At 66.3% G+C, this 20,428-nt stretch carries 21 protein-coding genes and 1 pseudogene; 13 read left to right on the top strand and 9 right to left on the bottom strand.

All coding sequences use genetic code 11. From position 1 onward, the window contains the following. From ACVMB0_RS18945 to ACVMB0_RS18935, 3 genes are read left to right on the top strand one after another with little or no spacing between them, the layout of a single operon-like run. Nucleotides 1–927: an ABC transporter permease gene (locus tag ACVMB0_RS18945; protein ID WP_050631205.1), complete on the top strand. Its 927-nt coding sequence runs from the start codon at nt 1–3 to the stop codon at nt 925–927. A 16-nt stretch (nt 928–943) separates the two neighbouring features. Beyond that, nucleotides 944–1,627 (top strand): biuret amidohydrolase, encoded by a 684-nt coding sequence (biuH, locus tag ACVMB0_RS18940; RefSeq protein ID WP_456798563.1) that lies wholly within the window; start codon nt 944–946, stop codon nt 1,625–1,627. Continuing rightward, entirely contained in the window at nt 1,624–3,156 is a 1,533-nt protein-coding gene (locus ACVMB0_RS18935; protein ID WP_461347266.1) for an ABC transporter ATP-binding protein, read from the top strand. Before biuH ends, ACVMB0_RS18935 begins: the two co-directional genes overlap by 4 nt. Nucleotides 3,157–3,169: 13 nt before the next feature. Here ACVMB0_RS18935 and ACVMB0_RS18930 read toward each other — a convergent pair whose 3' ends face one another. The 3 genes from ACVMB0_RS18930 to ACVMB0_RS18920 form a co-directional block, all read right to left on the bottom strand. Then, nucleotides 3,170–4,312 (bottom strand): mechanosensitive ion channel family protein, encoded by a 1,143-nt coding sequence (locus ACVMB0_RS18930; protein ID WP_456798565.1) that lies wholly within the window; start codon nt 4,310–4,312, stop codon nt 3,170–3,172. 152 nt (nt 4,313–4,464) lie between these two features. Further along, nucleotides 4,465–5,403 carry an allantoinase PuuE gene (gene puuE / locus ACVMB0_RS18925; RefSeq protein WP_461347265.1) on the bottom strand — a complete coding sequence of 313 codons (939 nt, stop codon included), beginning with the start codon at nt 5,401–5,403 and terminating at the stop codon, nt 4,465–4,467. A 1-nt stretch (nt 5,404) separates the two neighbouring features. Next, nucleotides 5,405–5,818 carry a DUF3830 family protein gene (locus ACVMB0_RS18920; protein WP_021077459.1) on the bottom strand — a complete coding sequence of 138 codons (414 nt, stop codon included), beginning with the start codon at nt 5,816–5,818 and terminating at the stop codon, nt 5,405–5,407. A gap of 199 nt (nt 5,819–6,017) precedes the next feature. On the opposite strand from ACVMB0_RS18920, the gene ACVMB0_RS18915 reads away from it, so the two are divergent. Together ACVMB0_RS18915 and ACVMB0_RS18910 are read left to right on the top strand one after the other, a co-directional pair. Next, complete coding sequence (locus tag ACVMB0_RS18915; protein WP_456756161.1) at nt 6,018–6,752, top strand: SDR family NAD(P)-dependent oxidoreductase; 735 nt, start codon at nt 6,018–6,020, stop codon at nt 6,750–6,752. A gap of 76 nt (nt 6,753–6,828) precedes the next feature. Continuing rightward, nucleotides 6,829–7,071, top strand: coding sequence for a hypothetical protein (locus ACVMB0_RS18910; protein ID WP_456756594.1), 243 nt, complete (start codon nt 6,829–6,831; stop codon nt 7,069–7,071). A gap of 23 nt (nt 7,072–7,094) precedes the next feature. On the opposite strand, the gene ACVMB0_RS18905 is transcribed toward ACVMB0_RS18910, so the two are convergent. The 3 genes from ACVMB0_RS18905 to ACVMB0_RS18895 all read right to left on the bottom strand — a co-directional run bounded on the left by ACVMB0_RS18905 (nt 7,095) and on the right by ACVMB0_RS18895 (nt 9,319). Further along, the gene (locus ACVMB0_RS18905) at nt 7,095–7,985 is read right to left on the bottom strand and encodes an aldose 1-epimerase family protein (RefSeq protein ID WP_461347264.1); all 891 of its coding nucleotides are present in this window, start codon (nt 7,983–7,985) and stop codon (nt 7,095–7,097) included. A 120-nt stretch (nt 7,986–8,105) separates the two neighbouring features. Next, nucleotides 8,106–8,873, bottom strand: a complete 768-nt coding sequence (locus tag ACVMB0_RS18900) for an enoyl-CoA hydratase-related protein (RefSeq protein ID WP_456756163.1) — start codon at nt 8,871–8,873, stop codon at nt 8,106–8,108. A gap of 17 nt (nt 8,874–8,890) precedes the next feature. Next, the gene (locus ACVMB0_RS18895; RefSeq protein ID WP_456756164.1) at nt 8,891–9,319 is read right to left on the bottom strand and encodes a MarR family winged helix-turn-helix transcriptional regulator; all 429 of its coding nucleotides are present in this window, start codon (nt 9,317–9,319) and stop codon (nt 8,891–8,893) included. Nucleotides 9,320–9,585: 266 nt separating this feature from the next. On the opposite strand from ACVMB0_RS18895, the gene ACVMB0_RS18890 reads away from it, so the two are divergent. Together ACVMB0_RS18890 and ACVMB0_RS18885 are read left to right on the top strand one after the other, a co-directional pair. Next, nucleotides 9,586–10,485: a CHAD domain-containing protein gene (locus ACVMB0_RS18890; protein ID WP_461347263.1), complete on the top strand. Its 900-nt coding sequence runs from the start codon at nt 9,586–9,588 to the stop codon at nt 10,483–10,485. Between the two features lie 99 nt (nt 10,486–10,584). Beyond that, nucleotides 10,585–11,826: pseudogene (locus tag ACVMB0_RS18885) on the top strand (SulP family inorganic anion transporter); the annotation flags it as partial. Between the two features lie 35 nt (nt 11,827–11,861). Here the strand turns inward: ACVMB0_RS18885 and ACVMB0_RS18880 are convergent. Further along, nucleotides 11,862–12,884 (bottom strand): LacI family DNA-binding transcriptional regulator, encoded by a 1,023-nt coding sequence (locus tag ACVMB0_RS18880; RefSeq protein ID WP_461347262.1) that lies wholly within the window; start codon nt 12,882–12,884, stop codon nt 11,862–11,864. Between the two features lie 97 nt (nt 12,885–12,981). On the opposite strand from ACVMB0_RS18880, the gene ACVMB0_RS18875 reads away from it, so the two are divergent. From ACVMB0_RS18875 to ACVMB0_RS18860, 4 genes are all read left to right on the top strand, one after another. Then, nucleotides 12,982–13,854, top strand: a complete 873-nt coding sequence (locus ACVMB0_RS18875; protein WP_461347261.1) for a phytanoyl-CoA dioxygenase family protein — start codon at nt 12,982–12,984, stop codon at nt 13,852–13,854. 76 nt (nt 13,855–13,930) lie between these two features. Next, on the top strand, nt 13,931–15,274 hold the full coding sequence (locus ACVMB0_RS18870) for an MFS transporter (protein ID WP_461347260.1): 1,344 nt from the start codon (nt 13,931–13,933) through the stop codon (nt 15,272–15,274). A gap of 3 nt (nt 15,275–15,277) precedes the next feature. Beyond that, nucleotides 15,278–16,132: a sugar phosphate isomerase/epimerase family protein gene (locus tag ACVMB0_RS18865; protein ID WP_461347259.1), complete on the top strand. Its 855-nt coding sequence runs from the start codon at nt 15,278–15,280 to the stop codon at nt 16,130–16,132. Nucleotides 16,133–16,211: 79 nt separating this feature from the next. Beyond that, the gene (locus ACVMB0_RS18860) at nt 16,212–17,711 is read left to right on the top strand and encodes a glycosyl hydrolase family 79 N-terminal domain-containing protein (protein WP_461347258.1); all 1,500 of its coding nucleotides are present in this window, start codon (nt 16,212–16,214) and stop codon (nt 17,709–17,711) included. A gap of 15 nt (nt 17,712–17,726) precedes the next feature. On the opposite strand, the gene ACVMB0_RS18855 is transcribed toward ACVMB0_RS18860, so the two are convergent. Further along, nucleotides 17,727–18,512: a division plane positioning ATPase MipZ gene (locus tag ACVMB0_RS18855; protein WP_461347257.1), complete on the bottom strand. Its 786-nt coding sequence runs from the start codon at nt 18,510–18,512 to the stop codon at nt 17,727–17,729. Between ACVMB0_RS18855 and ACVMB0_RS18850 the strand changes: the two genes are divergently transcribed. Continuing rightward, entirely contained in the window at nt 18,511–18,819 is a 309-nt protein-coding gene (locus ACVMB0_RS18850) for a hypothetical protein (protein ID WP_461347256.1), read from the top strand. The two genes, ACVMB0_RS18855 and ACVMB0_RS18850, sit on opposite strands and share 2 nt — an antisense overlap. Nucleotides 18,820–18,936: 117 nt before the next feature. Here the strand turns inward: ACVMB0_RS18850 and ACVMB0_RS18845 are convergent, their stop codons facing one another. Continuing rightward, the gene (locus tag ACVMB0_RS18845) at nt 18,937–19,725 is read right to left on the bottom strand and encodes a crotonase/enoyl-CoA hydratase family protein (protein ID WP_461347255.1); all 789 of its coding nucleotides are present in this window, start codon (nt 19,723–19,725) and stop codon (nt 18,937–18,939) included. 104 nt (nt 19,726–19,829) lie between these two features. On the opposite strand from ACVMB0_RS18845, the gene ACVMB0_RS18840 reads away from it, so the two are divergent. After that, nucleotides 19,830–20,399 carry a TetR/AcrR family transcriptional regulator gene (locus tag ACVMB0_RS18840; protein ID WP_461347254.1) on the top strand — a complete coding sequence of 190 codons (570 nt, stop codon included), beginning with the start codon at nt 19,830–19,832 and terminating at the stop codon, nt 20,397–20,399. The last annotated feature ends 29 nt before the right edge of the window (nt 20,400–20,428 follow it).

Below are 20,428 nucleotides of genomic sequence, written 5' to 3'. Positions count from 1 at the left end.
ATGGCGGACGCATCGCTCGGGCTCTGGACCGTTCCGCTCGCCGTGTTCGGCGGCGCCATCCGCGTCTCGACGCCGTTTTTGTTCGTCAGCCTCGGCGAATGCATCACCGAGCGATCTGGCCGCATCAATCTCGGCCTCGAAGGCACGCTGGTGATGGGCGCGATGAGCGCCTACGGCATCTCCTACCTGTCCGGCTCGCCGTGGCTCGGCGTGCTCGCCGCAGGGATCACCGGCGCGCTGTTCGGTGCGCTGCATGCCGGCATCTGCTCCCTGCCGCGCGTCAACGACATCGCGGTCGGCATCGCGCTGATGCTGCTCGGAACGGGTCTCGCCTTCTTCCTCGGCAAGCCGCTGATCGAGCCGACCGCGGCGCGGCTGCCGGCGATCGATTTCGGCTGGTGGAGCGACGTGCCGCAGCTCCGCGCGGCATTGCGCATCAACGTGCTGTTCCTGATCGGCGTCGCGATCGCGCCGCTGCTCTACTGGGCGTTCAGGACGACGCGCTGGGGCCTGTTGATCCGCACCGCCGGCGAGAGCGCGGATGCGGCGCGCGCGATGGGCCATTCCGTGCTGCTGATAAGGTTGCGCGCCACCATGGTCGGCGGCTTCCTCGCCGGCATCGGCGGCTCGTTCCTGTCGCTGTTCTATCCCGGCAGCTGGAACGAGGGCCTCTCCTCCGGACAAGGCATCACCGCGGTGGCGCTGGTGATCTTCGCGCGCTGGGACCCGATGCTGTGCCTGTGGGCCTCGCTCGCCTTCGGCGGCGCTGCCGCGCTCGGGCCGGCGCTGCAATCGGTCGGCATCACCTCCGGCTATCATCTGTTCAACGCCGCGCCCTACATCCTGACCTTGGCGATCATGATCATCACCTGCTCGCCGAAGCGCACGCTGACCGGCGCGCCGGCCGAATTGTCGATCACCCGATAGAACTAGTGAGTTCAACATGCCCGAGCGCTATGTCAAATCCGAACCCTATGCCTGGCCTTATAACGGCGATCTGCGGCCGGAGAACACGGCGCTCATCATCATCGACATGCAGACCGATTTCTGCGGCGTCGGCGGCTATGTCGACAAGATGGGCTACGATCTCTCGCTCACCCGGGCGCCGATCGAGCCGATCAAGAAGCTGCTCGCGGTGATGCGGGCGCAGGGTTTCCATATCATCCACACCCGCGAAGGCCACCGGCCTGACCTCGCCGACCTGCCCGCCAACAAGCGCTGGCGCTCGCGCCAGATCGGCGCCGGCATCGGTGATCCCGGCCCCTGCGGCCGCATCCTGGTGCGCGGCGAGCCCGGCTGGGACATCATCCCCGATCTGGCGCCGCTGCCGGGCGAACCGATCATCGACAAGCCGGGCAAAGGCTCGTTCTGCGCTACCGATCTGGAGCTGATGCTGCGGCTGCGCGGCATCGAGAACATCGTGCTGACCGGCATCACCACCGATGTCTGCGTCCACACCACGATGCGCGAGGCCAACGACCGCGGCTTCGAATGCGTGCTGGTCGAGGATTGCTGCGGCGCCACCGACAGGAGCAACCACGACCACGCGCTGAAGATGATCAAGATGCAGGGCGGCGTGTTCGGCGCCGTGACCAGATCCGCCGACCTGATCGGAGCGCTGTCGTGATCATCGGCGAGCCGCCCGCACCCTCAGGCGCGTTCGGTGTGGACGCCATATCCGTGACGATGCGGTTCGGCGACTTCACGGCGCTCGACAATGTCGGGCTCAAGGTACGCCCCGGCTCGTTCCACGCTTTGCTCGGCGAGAACGGCGCCGGCAAGAGCACGCTCGTCAAATGCATCATGGGCTATTATCACGCCACCGAAGGCGACATCCTGGTCGGCGGCCGTCAGCAGGCCATCGCCAATCCCAAGGATGCGCATGCGCTCGGGCTCGGCATGGTCTATCAGCATTTTACCCTGGTGCCGGCGATGACGGTTGCCGAGAATTTGGTGCTGGCGCGCGACGACGTGCCCCCCGTGGTCGACTGGCGCAAGGAGAAGACCGCGCTCGAAGCGTTCCTGGCGCGGATGCCGTTCAAGGTGCCGCTCGATGCCAAGGTCTCCGACATCTCCGCCGGCGAGCGGCAGAAGTGCGAGATCCTCAAGCAACTCTATCTGAAGCGCCGCTTCCTGATCCTGGACGAGCCGACCTCGGTGCTGACACCGGGCGAAGCCGACGAGGTGCTCGGCATGCTGCGCGCCATGGTGGTCGCGGGCGAACTGACGATCCTGATGATCACGCACAAGTTCCGCGAGGTGATGGCGTTCGCCGACGAGGTGACCATCCTGCGCCGCGGCAAGCTCGCCGGCACCGGCAAGGTCTCGGAGCTGACGCCCGACGAAATGGCGCGCACCATGATCGGCGCCGAGCAGCTGACCGTGCAGCCGCCGCGCACCGGCGAGACCGGCGCGGCCAGGCTCGAGCTCGACAAGCTCACCGCGCTCGATGACGCCGGCGCGATTGCCGTGCACGGCGTGTCGCTGACCGTGAGGAGCGGCGAGATCGTCGGCATCGCCGGCGTCTCCGGCAACGGCCAGCGCCAGCTTGTCGAGGTGCTGGCCGGACAGCGCGAGGCCGAGAGCGGCGTGATCCGCGTCCAGGGCGAAGCATATTCCGCAAGCCGCGAGGAGATGCGCCGCCACCGGATGTCGCTGCTGCCGGAAGAGCCGCTGAAGAACGCCTGCGTCGGCGGCATGAGCGTCGCCGACAACATCGCGTTCCGCGAATTCGACCGCGCCCCGTTCGCGCGCGGCGGCTGGTGGCTGAACCGCTCGGCGTTCCGCGACGACGCGACCCGTAAGATCAACCGCTACAAGATCAAGACCCGCACGCCGGAGACGCCGATCGCGGCGCTGTCCGGCGGCAATGTGCAGCGCGCGGTGCTGGCGCGCGAGCTCTCGGGCGACGTCGAGGTGCTGATCGCCGCCAATCCGTGCTTCGGGCTCGATTTCGCGGCAGTGGCGCAGATCCACGCCGAGATCATGGCCGCCCGCAACCGTGGCGCGGCGGTGCTCTTGGTCAGCGAAGACCTCGACGAGCTGCTGGAACTGTCGGACCGGCTGGTCGTGATGTTCCATGGCGCGTTCGTGCACGAGGCCCGTGCCAGCGAGGCCGATCTCACCGAGATCGGCCGGCACATGGCCGGCCATTAAGGCAAGCCGCGGACTAATTGCGCGACGGCGGCGCTGCGCGCTGCCGTGCAGGCGCGCCGCGCAGGAACGCCCGGCCGAAATCGTCGACGGCAGGCGCGAGGATCGCGCGATCGCGCGGCAACGCCTCCGGCATCTCGTCGCGGATATAGGCCAGCAGCTTCTCGCGGATCTCGCAGCGCAGATCCCAGGATTGCGGCGCATTCCGCGCGCTGACCAGCGCGCGCAGCTCGATGGTGCGTGGGTGGGTATCGATCACCTGCAGATTGACCACCGCGCCGTCCCAGAGCCGCGACTCCTTCGCGATCTGCTCCAGCCGCTTCCTGATCCGCGGCACGTCCGCGCTGTAGTCCACGTGCAGAATGATCGCTCCGATCAGCGACTGCGCGTCGCGCGTCCAGTTCTGGAACGGTCGCTCGATGAAGTAGGACAGCGGCACCACCATGCGCCGCCAGTCCCACAGCCGGATCACGACATAGGTCGAGGCGATGTCCTCGACCCAGCCCCACTCGTTCTCGATGATGACGGCGTCCTCGATCCGGATCGGCTGGGTGACGGCGATCTGCACGCCGGCAATCAGGTTGCTGAGCAGCGGCCTCGCCGCAAGGCCGACGATCACGCCGGCGGCGCCCGCAGAGGCGAACAGGCTGACGCCATATTGCCGGACGGAATCGAATGTCATCAGCGCGGTCGAGACCGCGATGATGATGATCAGGGTGTCAGTGACCCGCTTGAAGACACGAACCTGGGTGACGTGCTTGCGCGCCAGGAAATTCTCGGCGACCTCGAGGCGAAAGCGGTCCAGGTACCTGGCCGACGCCATGTCGACGACCCTGATCGAGATCCAGGCCACCAGCGCGATCACCGCGACGCCGAAGAAGTGACTGAGCGCCTGACGCAGCAGATCGTTGAGCGGCGCCAGCGGAAGCACGAGAGCGACCGCGGCCAGGCACGCCGCCAATCGCGTCGGGCCCGCCGTCCGGTTGAGCATCACGGTGGCGACCGGATACCTCGTGTTCAGAATGCGGCAGAGCAGATGCAGCGCGATCGAATGGGCTACGAGCGCAAGCAAGATTGCGCCCGCAACAAGGCCAAGACCGACAACCCATTGTGGCACCCAGTCGAAGAGGCGCTCCACCCTGCCGACAATGTCTTCCATGGAACCTTGACGCTCTCGTTCCCCACGCGGATGCGGCGCTAACGCACGGCAATCGAGATGGCTGCTGCCTCTGACGCAACGCAGCAATTCATCTCGCGCAGCCCGGATGCGCGAGATGCTCTACCCTCGTCACGTCGACGGCAGTGGAACCGCTAGGCGATCTCGAACGCGTCCGCGGCGAGATGCTTCAGATTGGCGTGCCAATGCTCGGCGATCTGAAGCCGGGTCGGCACCCAGACGTGCTCGTGCTTCTGGATGTAATCGAGGAAGCGCATCAGCGCGGCAGCGCGGCCGGGGCGGCCGACGACGCGGCAATGCAGGCCGACCGACATCATTGCAGGTCGCGTCGCGCCCTCGGCATAGAGCACGTCAAAACTGTCCTTCAGATAGGTGTAGAACTCGTCGCCGCCGCCAAAACCCTGCGGATTGATGAAGCGCATGTCGTTGGCATCGAGCGTGTAGGGGATCACGAGATGCGGCTCGGTGCTATCAGTCTTGATCCAGTACGGCAGATCGTCGGCATAGGAATCGCAGACATAGCGCAGGCCGCCCGCCTCCATCAGAAGCCGCAGCGTGTTGATCGAGGAGCGGCCGGTGTACCACCCGAGCGGCCGCGCGCCGGTCGCCTCGGTGTGCACGGCAATCGCGCGCGCGATCTCCGCACGCTCCTCGTCCTCCGACATGTCCTTGTGTTCGACCCAGCGCAGGCTGTGGCTGGCGATATCCCAGCCCGCCTCCTGCATCGCGGCGACAACATCCGGATTGCGCTTCAGCGCCATCGCGACGCCGAACACGGTCACAGGCAGCTTCCGCTCGGTGAACACCCGCCACAGCCGCCAGAAGCCGGCGCGTGAGCCATATTCGAACATGGTCTCGATGTTGGCGTGGCGCTGGCCGACCCAGGGCTGTGCGCCCAGCACGTCGGACAGAAACGCTTCCGAGGCCCGATCGCCGTGCAGGATGTTGTTCTCGCCGCCCTCCTCGAAATTGACCACGAACTGCACCGCGATGCGCGCGGCGTCGGGCCATTTCGGATCGGGCGGATTGCGGCCGTAGCCGCGGAGGTCGCGCGGATAGCGGGCCTCGGTCACATCAGATTTCCTCGAAGCGGATGTTCTGCGCGCCCTTCCACAGCACGGTCTTGCCGAAGGCGGTGAGGTTCTCCAGCCCCGAGGTCAGCGTGATGAAATGATTGCCGGCGAGTTGCCCCATCTTGCTGGCGAAGTGCACGCCGCCATAGGCGAGCAGGATCTCGGTCTCGCTGATGCCGCCGGGATAGAGGATGATCTGGCCCGGCGCCGGATAGCTGGTGTGGTTCTCGTAGGAGACGCCGAAATCGAGATCGCCGAGCGGCATCCAGACCCCCTCGCCGCTCCAGCGCACATGGATCGCCTGGCTCTCGAACGGCATCGCCTTGCGGAACGCGGCGACCGTCTTCGGCGCGAGCTGTTCCTCGAAACGGGCATCAAAGGTGAAATCGCCGGCGCGGACAATCAGTTTGCTCATCGGGCTCTCGTGGGTAGGCGGGGGGAGTGACGTCCCAACCATTGCCGCCGGCCCGCGCCGGACGCAAGGCCGATTCCGGCCCGGGACGCCGGTTTTTTGGCCGCAAGGGCGGCTGCCGCAACGCAGATTTGAGCAGGGCTGCGTTGCGCCGCGCCGCCCGCTTTGCGAACCTGACCGCACGCGCACAGGAGGACGGCCAATGACGACCAACAGTCTGCACGGACATGTGGCGCTGGTGACCGGCGGTTCGCGCGGCATCGGTGCGGCCATCGTCAAGATGCTGGCGGAGGCCGGCGCCGCCGTCGCGATCAATTACCGCGAGCGCTCGGCCGAGGCGGAGACGCTGGCGAAGGGCATCATTGCCGCGGGCGGCCGGGCCGTCGCGGTCGCCGCCGACGTCTCGGACGCGGCCGCCGTCGCGAGACTGGTCGAGCGCGCCAAGTCCGAGCTCGGCCCGATCGACATCCTCGTCAACAACGCCGGCATCGCGATCGTCAAGGGTGTCGACGACCTCACCGAAGAGGATTTCGACCGCACCATCGCAGTCAATCTCAAATCGGCGTTCCTCTGCACGCAAGCGGTGCTGCCGATGATGCGCACCCGGACGTGGGGCCGCATCGTCAACATCTCCTCCGGCGCGGCGCGTGGCGCCGGCGCGATTGGGCCGCACTACAACGCGTCCAAGGCGGCGATGGAGGGCATGACCCGCGGCTATGCCGCGCGCCTGGTCAAGGAAGGCATCACCGTCAACGCCGTCGCGCCGTCGCTGATCGAGACTGACATGATGAAGGGACAGAGCGGCCTCGTCAGCCGGATCCCGATCGGCCGCTTCGGTACCGCCGAGGAAGTCGCGCAGGCGGTAATGCTCTTGGTCAACAATCCCTATATGACCGGGCAGACCATCGCGATGAGCGGCGGCATGGCGTTCAACTAGGGTTCCAACGCAGTCCGACGGCATCGATCGGTTCGGCACAGCTGTCATCAAGCCATGGCAGGAACTGTGCTTGGCTGTGACCGTTATCCGCCAGGCGAAACCGGATTTGGAGCCCGTCGTGATCGATCCGAAAACGCTTCTCGAACGCGCCGCGCAGCTCGCCGACCAGGCCGACGGCGAGGAAGATAGCGCCATCCGCGAGCGGCTGCTGCGGATGGCCGAGCACTATCGCGATCTCGCCGCGCACGAGGCCTGGGCGCACGAAAACCCGCCATCGGTCGGCGCACTCACCAACACGCTCGGCAGCCGCGCGCATTGAGTTGCGGCACAGTTTATTGCCGATCAGTTCACGCGAATGCGATAGCCGAGCGACTGACGGGCGCCCGGCGCGATATGCATCAGGCCGGGCTTGTCGGCGAACTCGCCGTCGAACTCCACTGGACTAGCAAAACCATGCCACGGCTCGATGCACAGAAACGGTGCACCGCCGGGTTTCGACCAGATGCCGAGTTCGCGAAAGCCACGCCATGACATTTCCACCGCCGGGCCCTGGGTGGCTGCTGCCGGACCTCGTGTCGCCGCGAAGACGATCGACGGACTTGCGACCTGATCGAAGATCATCGCGTCGTCATCGAACAACTCCTCCGACAGCGCAAGCGTTCTGCCCTTGACCGGATTGGGTTCAGGCTGCCGCCGCATCAATCCATCCTTCAACCGTCGGATCGGCGCGGGTTCGGCCTTGCCGAAGGTCAATGTGTAAGCCTCCTTCGGCAGCCCCGGCACCAGCGGCCAGTTGAAGGCGGGATGACCGCCGAGCGAGGCCGGCAGCACCTCGTCGTCGGTGTTGATGATGTCGAAGGCGACGTCAAGATCGGCGCCGTCGACCGTGCAGGTGACCTCCAGCCGGAACGTGAAAGGGTAGCGCGCCCGCGTCTGGGCATCGTCTGACAGCGCGAGCTTGCACGACCGAGCTCCCTGCTCCACCCAGGCAAAGCGGCGGTCCCGCGCAAAGCCGTGCTGCGTCATCGGATAGGTCTTGCCGTTGTGACGCAGCGTGTCGTTCTTCAACCGGCCGACGATCGGGAACAGGATCGGCGCATGGCGCGGCCATTGCGGGCCGGCCTGCCACAACAGCTCCGTCCCTTCGGCATTCCTCAGCGACGACAGTTCGGCGCCCTCGGCCTGAATGGTCGCCGCGATGCCATCACCGCGCAACGTGTGACTGTCGCTCATGCCTCGCCTCGCCGGGTTCGCTGTGCCCCGGACACGAGATGTTCGATGCGGGCGATGCCGTCAACCCCAAAGCGATGGGGCCGCACGCGGCGGCCCCATCCCGGCTTACCCGACGATCTTTTACCCGACGATCTTGGAGAAATCGGGCGGACGGCGCTCGGCAAAGGCGGCAAACGCTTCGCGCGCCTCCGCACTCATCAGCCGCTCCTGGAAGATTTTGCCCTCGCGGGCCATTTGCGCGCTGATCCCCGCGGGATCGCGCATCAGCGCCTTGGTGTGCTGAAGCGAGCCGAACGGCCGCTTCGCCAATGCGTCCGCCGCCGCGCGTGCCCTGGCGCGGAGATCCTCAAGCGGCACCACCGCATTGGCGAGGCCGATGGCGACCGCAGTCTCCGCCTCGACCGGCTCGCCGAGCGCGAACATCGCATAGGCCCGCGCGTAGCCGATGCGCTGCGGCAGCAGATAGGTCGACGCCGCCTCCGGCACCAGCGCGAGATTGACGAACGGCGTGATCAGCCGCGCGGTCGGCGCCAGATAGACGAGGTCGCAATGCAGCAGCATGGTGGTGCCGATGCCGACCGCATTGCCCTGCACCGCGGCAACCAGCGGCCGCGTCGCCTTGGCAAGACAGCTAAGGAAGCGCGAGACGTGACGCTCGCCCTGCACACCGCGCGACACCGCCGCGAAATCGGCAAGGTCGTTGCCTGCGGTGAAGCTGTCGCCATCGCCCTGGATCACGACGGCGCGGATTGCAGGATCGCTTTCCGCGCGTTCGAGCGCGTCGGCCATCGCGCCATACATCGCGTTGGTGATCGCATTCTTCTTGTCCGGACGCGCCATCGTCACGGTGAGCACGCCATTGTCCAGCGCCACGGTCACTTCACTCATGTCTCACTCCTTGATTGCTAGACATCTTTCGGAAATTTTTCTTGCAGGCTGGTCAGCCAGCGCGACACCACGTCGATCTCGGCTTCCGAAAATCCGTCCATCAGGCGGTTGTTGATCACCCTGGTCCGCGTCGCCGCGCGCTTGCCGAGCTCCTGCCCCGCCACGGTGAGATGGAGCCGCTGGCTGCGCCCGTCCTCGCCATCGCGGCGGCGCTTGACGAGGCCCGCGCGTTCCATCCGGTCGGCGAGCCCGGTCATCGCCGACGGCACGATGTCGAGCGCCTGAGAGACGTCGCCGATCAGCGCGCCGTCGTTGCGCCCGAGAAAAAACAGCACGCCGGCCTGCGCCGACGTCAGGTCATGCGCGGCCGTCTCCTGATCGATGGCGCGTTGCAGCCGCCGGTAGGCCACGGTCAGAAGGAAGATCAGCCGGTGTTCCGCTTTCATATCCTCGTTATATGTTTCGTATGCGAAATATCAAGATATTTCGCGCGCGAAATAAAGCGCAACAGGGCGCCCTGATCGGAGCGAGCCCCACGTATGACCCCGAAATAAGCCAGCTCCGCAGGCAATTGCGACATTTTGAACGCCCCGGCGGACCGTTTCACGGCGGCCACGCAGAAAACCCTTGATCGACATCAACCAAATGGGAAATCTTCTCTCCCGTGAGCCGTGTCACTGCTTCGCGGCTTCGGCGGCGCCACGGGAGTGTCATGACGTCAGCGGCCAGTCCGGACCGGGAGCGTGCTATCCGCCCGAAGCGGCCGCGCCATCTCAGCGAAGCCATGCGTTGTGAGACCGCGTTTCGCCTGATCCTGTCCGAATGCCTCGAAGACGTCGCGACCAACCATGAAGCCGTGAGCTCCGGAGATCCGACCGCCCTGCATCAGACCCGTATTGCACTGACGCGGCTGAAGGCCGCGGTGGCCTTCTATGGCCCGATGGTGGCGGACGCCGAATGGAAGCGACTCAAATCCGAGCTGAAATGGCTGAGCGCCCATCTCGGCGCCACGCGCGACTTCGACGTCGCGATCGAAAACAGCGAGGGCTTGCCCGAGCAGCACATGCTCCAGACCGCGCGAACCGACGCGTTCGAAGCCCTCAAGGAGGCGATGCAAAGCGACCGTTATTGGCAATGGTTCGACGGCATGTGGGACTGGGTCGGCAGCGGCCCCTGGACCGCACGGCAGGATCGCCGCGCCGCCCAGCGGCGCGCCGTGCCGGTCGCGGTGTTTCACGCGCGCCGGCTGGCGCGGTGGCATGGCAAACTGTGCCAGAAGAGCCGCGGGCTGCAGGGCATGGGCAAGAACAAGCGCCACCGCGTCCGGCTTGCCAGCAAGCGGCTGCGCTACGCCATCGAATTCTCCGAGGGCGGCCTGCCCCCCGACGACTACGCATCATGGCGCAATGTGCTGAAGCATCTGCGCAAAGGCCAGCAACTACTCGGCGAGCTGAACGATCACGAGGTGCGTCGCAAGCTGGTCGAGACTGCCGACGCGGCCGCGCAGCGCGCCGAGGAGCGCAAGGCCAAGCACCAGCGCGTGCATGCGCGGAAGCGCAAGAACCACCTCCTGCGCCGCGCCGCGGCGGTCTACCGGAAGATCGCCGAATGAGCGCACTGCCTCGCCCCGGCCGCGCCGGCAATCCGAAGCATGTTTTCAGCATCCAGCTTTTCTGCCGGATTTCTTCACCCTGTTCCCTAGGTCATCACCATGCCTGACGGTTCCTCCACAACGCATCTCTATCGTCCCAAGCTCGTCACCACGCTGACCGAAGGTTACGGTCTCGACGCATTCCGCCACGACGTGATGGCAGGGCTGACGGTGGCCGTGGTGGCGCTGCCGTTGTCGATGGCGATCGCGGTGGCCTCCGGCGTGACGCCGGAGCGTGGGCTGTTCACGGCCATCGTCGGCGGCTTCCTGGTCTCGGCGCTCGGCGGCAGCCGGTTTCAGATCGGCGGCCCGGCCGGCGCCTTCATCGTCCTCGTCGCGGCAACGACCGCGAAATTCGGCGTCGAAGGGCTGCTGCTCACGGTGCTGGTGTCAGGCCTGATGCTGACGCTGATCGGCGCGTCGGGACTCGGCTCGCTGATCCGCTACATCCCGCATCCCGTCACCGTCGGCTTCACCTGCGGAATCGCGGTCACCATTCTGGCCAGCCAGTTGCGCGATCTTGGCGGGCTGACACTATCAGGCGCCGAGCCCGGCCCGTTCCTGCCCAAGCTCGCGGCGCTTAGCCATGCTTTGCCGACGCTGAACTGGTCGGCGCTTGCCGTCGGCATCGGGTCGGCGTCCGTGATCTTCGTGCTGCGCGCTGCTAGGCCTTCCTGGCCGGCAATGTTGATTGCGATTGCGATCGCGTCGGTCGCGGCGCTGCTGCTGCATTTGCCGGTCGAGACCATCGGCAGCCGGTTCGGCGAAATTCCGCGCGGTCTGCCGGTGCCGCATCTGCCGCAATTCTCCTGGGCGCTGCTGCTGCAGATCCTGCCGGCGTCGCTGTCCTTCACGCTGCTCGGCGGCGTCGAGAGCCTGCTCTCGGCCAAGGTCGCCGACGGCATGACCGGCCGCAAGCACCGATCCAACATGGAGCTGGTGGCGCAGGGCATCGCCAACATCGCCTCGGCGTTCTTTGGCGGCATCAGCGTCACCGGCACGATCGCGCGCACCGCAACCAACATCCGGGCCGGCGCGCGCAGCCCGTTGTCCGGCATGATGCATTCGGCGTTCCTGCTGGGGTTCATGGTCGTGGCGGCGCCGCTTGCGAGCTACATCCCGCTCTCGGCGCTGGCCGGCGTGCTCGTCGTCGTGTGCTGGTACATGGCCGAGAAGGAAGACTTCCTGCACCTGATCCGGCGCTGGCGCGGTGCCGTGGTGCTGATCCCGACCTTCGGCCTGACGGTGTTCGAGGACCTGACGTTCGGCATCATCTCGGGGTGCGTAATCGCCGCGCTGCTCGCCGGCGTCGAGCGGTGGCAGAGACGCGCAAGCAACTAGCCGCTGTCGCGCAGCACCAGCTCGAAACCGAGATCGATGCGGCGCTCGCCGCCGCGCTCCAGCGTCAGCGTCGCCGCGGTGCGGCCGATCGCGTCACCATGCACGCTGATCGTGCTCAGCGTCGGCGAGATCAGCCGGCCCATCTCGAGATCGCCGAGCCCGATCACGGCGACCGGCTGCGCCGATGCGGGCCCGTCACGCAGCACGCCGGCCTTGCGCAGCCCGGACATGAAGCCGATCGCATGGGCATCGTTGGCGGCGAATACCGCATCGACACCGGGCAGCCGTGCATGCGCGGCCACGCTGCCGGAGTCCTTGCGGTCCAGGATCAGCCGGCGCGGCTCGGCGAGCCCGCTCGCCAGCGCTTCATCCCTGAAACCGAGCCAGCGGCGCGTGCCGCGCGGATCGTCGCCGCCGATGAAGGCGAGCTGCTTGCGGCCCTGCGTGACCAGATGCCTGGCGACGGCGACACCGGCCCTGTAATTGTCGAAGCCCGCGACCGCATCGATCGGGCTTGCCGGCAGATCCCAGGTCTCGACGATCGGAATCCGCGCATTGCGCAGCAGGCGGCTGCCGTCCTCCGTGGCCGGTGAGCCGACCATGATGATCGCCTCGGGCCGCCGCGACAGCAGCGCCGCCAGCATGCGGTCCTCGCGCGCCGCGTCGTAACGCGACTGCGCCAGGATCACGGAGAATCCGAGCGGCTCGAGCTTGTCGGACAGGCCCTGCACCGTGTCGGCGAAGATCGAGTTGGCGATGGTCGGCACCAGCACGCCGACCGAATTGGTCCGCGCGCTCGCCAGCGCGCCGGCCACCAGGTTCGGCACATAGCCGAGATCGCGCATCGCCTGCTCGACCCGCGCCCTTGTCTCCGGGGCGACCAGATCGGGCATCCGCACCACCCGGCTGACCGTGATCGAGGAGACGCCGGCGCGCTTGGCCACCTCTGACAGAGTGGGCGCGGCACCGGCCGGGCCGGTCCTCGGGACGGTCCTGGGGGCGGTGAGTTCGGAGCTCATGGCCCGACCCTGCACGATTCCGGGTTGCCAAGCCATGATGTTAGCGCTAGCATCGCCTCATGTTAGCGCTAACATTGAACAAGAAGGGAGAAACGGCATGATTTCGGACGAACAGGCCCAAGCCTACAAGCGCGACGGGGTGATCGTGGTCCCCGAGGTGCTCAACCAGGAGACCCTGGGCAAGGTGCGCACGGTGCTCGCGGAGCTGGTGGCCGGGGCCGCCGCGGTGACCGAGCACACCGATGTTTACGACCTCGAGCCGGGCCACACCCCGGAGAACCCGCGCGTCCGCCGCATCAAGGCGCCGCACAAGGTGCACCCGATCTTCGACGAGATCGTCCGCAGCCCCGCCGTGATCTCGATCCTGACCAAACTGATCGGCCCCGGCCTTCGCCTGCACGGCTCCAAGCTCAACATGAAGTCGGCGCAATACGGCTCGCCGGTCGAGTGGCACCAGGACTGGGCATTCTATCCGCACACCAATGACGACATCCTCGCGATCGGCGTGCTGCTCGACGATTGCGATATTGAGAACGGCCCGATGCTGGTGACGCCGGGCACCCACACCGGCGCCACGATGTGGGATCATCACGGCGAGGACGGCCATTTCGCCGGCCTGATCGATCCGGACCAGATCCAGGACGAGATCAAGCGCGCGGTGCCCTGCATGGGCAAGGCCGGCAGCATGTCGTTCCACCACGTGCGCGCGCTGCACGGCTCGGCGACCAATACGTCGAACCGGCCGCGAAACCTCTTGCTCTACGAAGTCGCCGCCAGCGATGCCTGGCCGCTGATGGGCGTGAAGGATTTCGACGAGTTCAACAGCCGCCTGCTGGCGGGTCCGCCGGTGGTCGCACCGCGGCTCGCCGACGTCCCGGTGCGGATGCCGCTGCCGCCGGCCAAGCGGCAGGGATCGATCTACGAGACCCAGTCGGCGTCGAAGAAATCCTACTTCACGCGCGCCGCTTAGGACCTGAGACAATGCCCGTGGCCGAGCCGCGGGCATTGCTGCTTTCCAGACATAAAAACAGACAACGGGGAAACGAATGACCAAGATGGCAGATGGCGCCAGCAAATCGCGCCTGCGTGTGATTCTTGCCGCAAGCATCGGCTCCGCGCTCGAATGGTACGACTTCTTCCTCTACGGCACCGCAGCCGCGCTGGTGTTCGGCGAATTGTTCTTTCCGAAGAGCGATCCGGTGGTCGGCACGCTGCTGTCGTTCCTGACCTTCGGCGTCGGCTTCGTGGTGCGCCCGTTCGGCGGCCTGCTGTTCGGCATCCTCGGCGATCGCTATGGCCGCAAGCCGGTGCTGGTCGCCACGCTCCTGATGATCGGCATCGGCACCACCGCGATCGGCGTGCTGCCGACCTATGGGCAGATCGGCATCTGGGCGCCGGTGCTGCTGGTCGCGATGCGCGTCATCCAGGGCCTCGGCGCCGGTGCCGAGTATGGCGGCGCGGTGATCTATCTGGTCGAGAATGCGCCGCCGAAGCATCGCGGCTTCTGGGGCGGCTTCGCGCCGCTCGGCGTCTCCGTCGGCAATCTGCTCGCCGCCGGCGCTTTCGCGCTGGTGACGATGCTGCCGCGCGAGCAGCTGATGGGCTGGGGTTGGCGCCTGCCCTTCCTGGCAAGCTTCCTCCTGATCGTGGTCGGCATCTTCGTCCGCATGCGCATCGCCGAGACGCCTGTTTATACCGAGGCGGTGGTCGCGCGCGGCAAGGTCGAGAGCAACCCGGCGATGGAGGCGTTGCGCCAGCACCCGCGCAACTTCTTGGTTGTGCTCGGCGCCCGCATGGCCGAGAACGGGCTCGGCTATTTCTTCCCGGTATTTGGCCTCAGTTACGTGATCACCACGCTCGGCGTGCCGAAAGCGGACGCGCTCAGCGCGCTGATGCTGGCCTTCACGGTCGAGCTGTTCGCGATCCTCGGCTTCGCCGCCTTGTCGGACCGGGTCGGACGGCGGCCGGTCTACATGTTCGGCGCGCTGGCCGGCGTGGCGCTCGCCTTCCCGTTCTTCTGGATGGTCGGCACCAAGGAATGGATCATGATCGCGCTCGCCTTCATCCTGGCCCGCGCCGTGGTGACGGCGGCGATGTTCGGGCCGCAGGCGGCGTATTTCGCCGAGCTGTTCCCGCCGCAGCGCCGCTTCGCCGGCTTCGCCTTCGCGCGCGAGCTCGGCTCGCTGCTATCGGGCGGCCCGGCACCGTTCGTCGCCACTGCGCTGGTGGCGGCCTACGGCACCTGGTGGCCGGTCGCCTGCTACGCGATGTTCCTGTCGGCCTGCACCGTGATTGCGATCTGGATCGGGCCGGAGACCTATCAGGAGAACATCGCGGCCGATGCGAGCGAGCAGGCCGAGTTGCCCACCGCGATCCCTGCGCGGGCCTGATCGGTGGCGCAGCAACTGCGGGTCCTGCAATCGCTCTGGGCGATGGAGCGGCGGCTGGCGGATGAGGCCGAATGGCCGCTGCAAACCCAGCTCGCGATGATCCGCGATGCCGGGTTTGACGGCGCCGGCGTGCGCTTCATCGATCCGGCCTTTGCGCGCGAGGTGACGAGCTTCCTTCGCGCGCACGGCATGATCTGGCAGGCGCAATGCTATCCGAAGAGCGTCGACGATCTGAAGCCGGTGCTCGAGCTGGTCGCCCGGCTCGGCGCCGATCACGTCAACCTGCAACCGGACGTCCGGCCACGCCGGCTTTCCGATTGCATTCCCCTGCTCGACGGCTGGCGACGGCTTGCCGCCGAGGCCGGCGTTGCCGTGCATGTCGAGACCCATCGCGACCGCATGACGACCGATCTGTTCTTCATGCTCGATTTGCTCGATCACTGTCCCGACCTGCGGCTGACCGCCGATCTCTCGCATTACCTGGTCGGCCGCGAATTCGCCTGGCCGGTCGACGACATCAACCATGCGATGATCCATCGCATCCTCGACCATGCCTGGGGCATCCACGGCCGCATCGCCAGCCGCGAGCAGGTGCAGATCTCGCTCGGCTTTCCGCAGCACCAGGGCTGGGTGTCGCTGTTCACGGCTTGGTGGGACTACGGCATCCGCTCCTGGCGCAAGCGCGCCGGGCCCGATGCGACCCTGACCTTCCTGTGCGAGCTCGGCCCGCCGCCCTATGCGATCACTGGACCTGACGGCAGGGAATTGTCCGACCGCTGGCAGGACGCGCTTGATATGAAGGACATGATCCGCGCGCTGTGGGATCGCATCGCGAACGAGCCGAAGGACGCGCCATAGCGTTGATTCAAACAGGCTGCGGCGGCATTCTGACAAGGCTTGCTAACGTAACTTGCAGTTCAGAACGCCGCGAGGAGCCGTGCGCAACCATTGCCGGGCCGCATTTCGACGTCTCACGCGCATCGCCATCCCGGCGGTTGCCGCCCTCATTTGCGCCAAGGCGATCGCGGCCGAACCGACGCTCGATGTCGCGACCATGCCGCGCGTCGCGACCATCGATCCGCGCTTCCAGTCCTACAATATCGAGATGGTCGAGGTGACCGGTGGGCGATTCTGGAAACCATATGGTGCCGCCGGTGCCAAGGCGGAGCTGTTCGCGGCGCGCACCCCGATCGATCTGCACGACGGCAGGCTGCGCAAGCTCGCCGCAGCGCTCTCGCCTGCGTATCTGCGCGTCAGCGGGACCTGGGCCAACAGCACGTTCTTTGCGGATTCCGAGACGCCACCGGCGGCACCGCCGATCGGCTTCAAAGGCGTGCTGACGCGACAGCAGTGGCGGAACGTGATCGACTTCTCGCACGCGGTCGACGTGCCCATCGTCACCTCCTTTGCGATCAGCGCCGGCACGCGTGACGCGGCGGGGCGATGGACCTCCGAACAGGGGCGGCAGCTGCTCGCCTTCACGCAATCGAGCGACGGGCAGATCGCCGCAGCCGAGTTCATGAACGAGCCGGACCTGCCGGCGATCGGCGGCGCCCCTGACCGCTACGAAGCCGCGGCCTACGGCCGCGATTTTGCGACCTTCCGCGCCTTCATGAAGGACACCGCGCCCGATGTGACCATCCTCGGTCCCGGCACGATCGGCACTGGAGCGGATGCGCGCGCGCGCTTCGCCGTCTCGGCGGCCGGCATCGACACGGTCTCCTACCATCACTATGGCGCGCTCTCGGCGCGATGCGGCGGCGATCGCACGGCGACGCAAGCCCTGTCGGACGAATGGCTGGCACGAACCGGCAAGACATTCGCCGTCGACCGGACGCTGCGCGACCGGCTCGCACCGAATAAGCCGATCTGGCTGACCGAGACCGCCGAGACCGCGTGCGGCGGCAACCGTTGGGCGGCGACCTTCATCGATACCTTCCGCTACCTCGATCAGCTCGGGCGACTGGCCAAGGCCGGCGTCCAGGTGGTGATGCACAACACGCTTGCCGCGAGCGACTACGGGCTGCTCGACGAGCGAACCCATCTGCCGCGGCCGAACTACTGGGCCGCGCTGCTGTGGCGACGGCTGATGGGCACCACCGTGCTCGATGCCAGCATCGCCGAGCAACCCGGCTTCCATGTCTATGCGCATTGCGCGCGCGACATGCCAGACGGGGTAGCCTTGCTCGTCATCAACAATGATCAGCGGAGACAGCGCAGGCTGACGCTGCCAGTCGCCTCGCAACGCTACACATTGGCGAGCGCAAGGCCCGCCGACGGCAGCATTCAGCTCAACGGCAGCACGCTTGCACTCGGGACTTCCGACGAAATTCCCGATCTGAGCGGTGTCTTAACCGCAGCAGGCTCGATTGTGTTCGCGCCTGCGACGATCACGTTCCTGATCGTTGCCGATACGGGCAACAGCAATTGCCGGTAGCGGTCCGTCGTCGGCTTATGCGGCGTCGCGGCTGGCGTCGGCGGACGCCGGCGGGCGCGCCACCAGATGGCCGAGCATGATCGCGGTCATCAGCCGCTCCATCTCGAGCCACGCAGTGACATGCGACATGGTCGGCCGGCCACCGAGCGCGAGCTGATTGACGTCGTCGACCGCAGTCAATCCGCGCGGATAGAATTCGCGGAAGATCACGCGCTCGGCCAGGCCGTCGACCAGGCGGAAATTCAGCGTCTTCGACAGCTCGGTGAGAGCCTCGCCGACCAGGCGCTTGTTGCGCGACCCGATCGTGGACAGGCGGTTGCGCAACACCACCCATTCGAAGGTCGGCTGATCGTGCGCGCTGCGCTGGCGCCGCGCCTCCTCCACCATGTTCGCATAGTGGCTGATGCCGGTCACCTTGAAGTCGTTCGGATCGACAGTGCCGAGCACGTCGAAATCGACGAAACTGTCGTTCAGCGGCGTGATCAGCGTGTTCGCCAGCGAATGCGTGAACGTCGTCAGATAGGTGTCGTGGCCGGGGCAATCGATCACGATGAAATCGTGCGACCGGCTCAGCCGTTCGACGATCTCGGCGAGCGCGCTGCGGCCGAGCGTCTCGACCTCGCTGCTCCTGCCGTCGACCGTTTCGAAGCACATATGCGCGGGGATGCCGAGATCCAGCGAGGTCTCCCGCGCCCAGTCCCGCCGGTTATCGACGTAGTGCGTCAGCGACTTCTGCTTGTTGTCGAGATCGATGGTGGCGACACGCTGACCCGCCTTGATCAGCGCGACGGCGATGTGCATGGCAATTGTCGATTTGCCAGAGCCGCCCTTGTTGTTTCCGACAACGATGACGCGCGCGTTTGTCATGGGAATCCCTACCGGACGCTTGAGTCAAAGCAGGACGAAATGGAATGTAATGAATGCTTCGAATCTCCCTGATTCGACGAATCTCGACAAGAGTCGTCGCAACATCGTTGCGATCGAAATCGGCCGGTTGCAACAACATTGTCACAACCTGAATCGGCTTGGCGGTCTCGCTTCACCTCTCTCCGTTAGAGGTCGGATTGCGCCTGCCGATGCGAAACATCGTCCGGTGCAATCCGGGTGAGGGCTCTTGCTCTCTCGATAGACCGAAACCCCTCACCCGATTTGCTGCGCAAATCGACCTCTCCCAACGGAGAGGTGAACGTTCGACGGCGCTCCAGCCCAACCTAATCTGACCGGCCTAGCGTCCCTGGAACACGGCCGCGCGGCGTTCCACGAAGGACTTGATGCCCTCGGCCGCATCCGCAGTGTTGAGCACGCGTTCGCGGATGTGCGGGATGATCGCAATTGCTGCCTGTTCGCCGGCTTCGATGAACTTGCGGCCCGCTTCCTTCGTCACCTGGATTCCGAGCGGTGCGTTGCGCGCGATGATCGCGGCAAGCGCCATTGCGCGTTCGATCTGCTGACCGGCCGGCACCACTTCCTGCACCAGACCGATCCGATGCGCTTCAGTCGCGGAGAACTCGTCGCACAGCAACAGGTGATACATCGCATCGCCCCACCCGGCGCGGCTGATGTAACGGAAATGCGCGCCGGCCAGCGGCGCGATGCCGCGCTTGGCCTCCATCTGGCAGAAGCGGCTGTCGTCCGCGGCGACCACGATATCGCCGGCCAGCATCATCTCGATGCCGACGGTGAACACGATGCCCTGCACCGCCGTGACGATCGGCTTGCGGCATCGTTTCGACAGCCCGAAGGGGTCGACGTTACCCTCCGGCAGCGGCTTGCGGGTCGCCGTCGGGCCGAAGAATTTCGGCATGTCGAGGCCCGCGGTGAAGCTGCCGCCGGCGGCACAGAGCACGCCGACCCAGAGGCCGTCGTCATTATCGAGCAAGGTCAGCGCGTCTGACAGCTCGGCCATCATCTCCGGGCTGAAGGCATTCTTCTTGGCGGGATTGTCGATGACGATCTTCAGGATGTGGTCATGCCGCTCGTGGCGGACCCGCCCCTCACTCGCGCCGTCGGACATCTGTTCCTCCCTGCCTTGTGACTGAACATTTTCTGGATGATGCTTGTCATCCAGATGCATGATGGTCATAATCCAGAAGGAGAGTCAAACAGGGGCGATGCGAGATGGGCCATTCCCAGGCCGACAAGGCCAGGAGCCGTGAGCGGATTCTGAACGAGGCGGCGGCGCAGATCCGCGACAAGGGGCTCGACGCGCTCAGCATCGGCAGCCTGATGCAGCAGGTGAAGCTGACCCATGGCGGCTTCTATGGGCACTTCGCCTCGCGCTCCGAGCTGATCGCCGCCGCGCTGCAACAGGCGCTGACTTCAGGCGAAGCGTCGGCGCACGCCGCGCGCGATCCCGACAAGCCGGTCAGCGTCAACACGCTGGCGCGAAGCTATCTCAGCCGCAGCCATCGCGACCAGCCCACGTCGGGCTGCGCGATCGGCGCGCTGATCTCCGATGTCGGCCGCGCCGACGCGCAGTGTCGCGCGGTGATGGAGCCGCACATCGAAGCCTTCATCGCCAAGGTCGCCGAGGCGCTCGGTGACGATGACGACAGCCGCGCAATCGTCGCGGTCAGCGCCATGGTCGGCGCGCTCGCGATCTCGCGCGTCCTCACCGATCCGAAGCGATCCGATGCCGTTCTGCGCACGGTGCGCGACAGCGTCGTCGCGATGGCGTCCGACGAATGATCTTGCCCGCACCGCGGGCTGCTTGATGG

The sequence above is a fragment of the Bradyrhizobium sp. USDA 4451 genome, from assembly GCF_054822585.1.
This window is presented reverse-complemented; position numbering and strand designations above follow the sequence as displayed.

Bases quoted from the DNA above. Each gene is read 5' to 3' on its own strand.
- ACVMB0_RS18945 (WP_050631205.1), top strand. From the start codon at position 1: ATGGCGGACGCATCGCTCGGGCTCTGGACCGTTCCGCTCGCCGTGTTC.
- biuH (WP_456798563.1), top strand. From the start codon at position 944: ATGCCCGAGCGCTATGTCAAATCCGAACCCTATGCCTGGCCTTATAAC.
- ACVMB0_RS18930 (WP_456798565.1), bottom strand. From the start codon at position 4,312: ATGGAAGACATTGTCGGCAGGGTGGAGCGCCTCTTCGACTGGGTGCCA.
- ACVMB0_RS18920 (WP_021077459.1), bottom strand. From the start codon at position 5,818: ATGAGCAAACTGATTGTCCGCGCCGGCGATTTCACCTTTGATGCCCGT.
- ACVMB0_RS18915 (WP_456756161.1), top strand. From the start codon at position 6,018: ATGACGACCAACAGTCTGCACGGACATGTGGCGCTGGTGACCGGCGGT.
- ACVMB0_RS18905 (WP_461347264.1), bottom strand. From the start codon at position 7,985: ATGAGCGACAGTCACACGTTGCGCGGTGATGGCATCGCGGCGACCATT.
- ACVMB0_RS18900 (WP_456756163.1), bottom strand. From the start codon at position 8,873: ATGAGTGAAGTGACCGTGGCGCTGGACAATGGCGTGCTCACCGTGACG.
- ACVMB0_RS18895 (WP_456756164.1), bottom strand. From the start codon at position 9,319: ATGAAAGCGGAACACCGGCTGATCTTCCTTCTGACCGTGGCCTACCGG.
- ACVMB0_RS18890 (WP_461347263.1), top strand. From the start codon at position 9,586: ATGACGTCAGCGGCCAGTCCGGACCGGGAGCGTGCTATCCGCCCGAAG.
- ACVMB0_RS18880 (WP_461347262.1), bottom strand. From the start codon at position 12,884: ATGAGCTCCGAACTCACCGCCCCCAGGACCGTCCCGAGGACCGGCCCG.
- ACVMB0_RS18875 (WP_461347261.1), top strand. From the start codon at position 12,982: ATGATTTCGGACGAACAGGCCCAAGCCTACAAGCGCGACGGGGTGATC.
- ACVMB0_RS18870 (WP_461347260.1), top strand. From the start codon at position 13,931: ATGACCAAGATGGCAGATGGCGCCAGCAAATCGCGCCTGCGTGTGATT.
- ACVMB0_RS18850 (WP_461347256.1), top strand. From the start codon at position 18,511: ATGGCAATTGTCGATTTGCCAGAGCCGCCCTTGTTGTTTCCGACAACG.
- ACVMB0_RS18855 (WP_461347257.1), bottom strand. From the start codon at position 18,512: ATGCACATCGCCGTCGCGCTGATCAAGGCGGGTCAGCGTGTCGCCACC.
- ACVMB0_RS18845 (WP_461347255.1), bottom strand. From the start codon at position 19,725: ATGTCCGACGGCGCGAGTGAGGGGCGGGTCCGCCACGAGCGGCATGAC.
- ACVMB0_RS18840 (WP_461347254.1), top strand. From the start codon at position 19,830: ATGGGCCATTCCCAGGCCGACAAGGCCAGGAGCCGTGAGCGGATTCTG.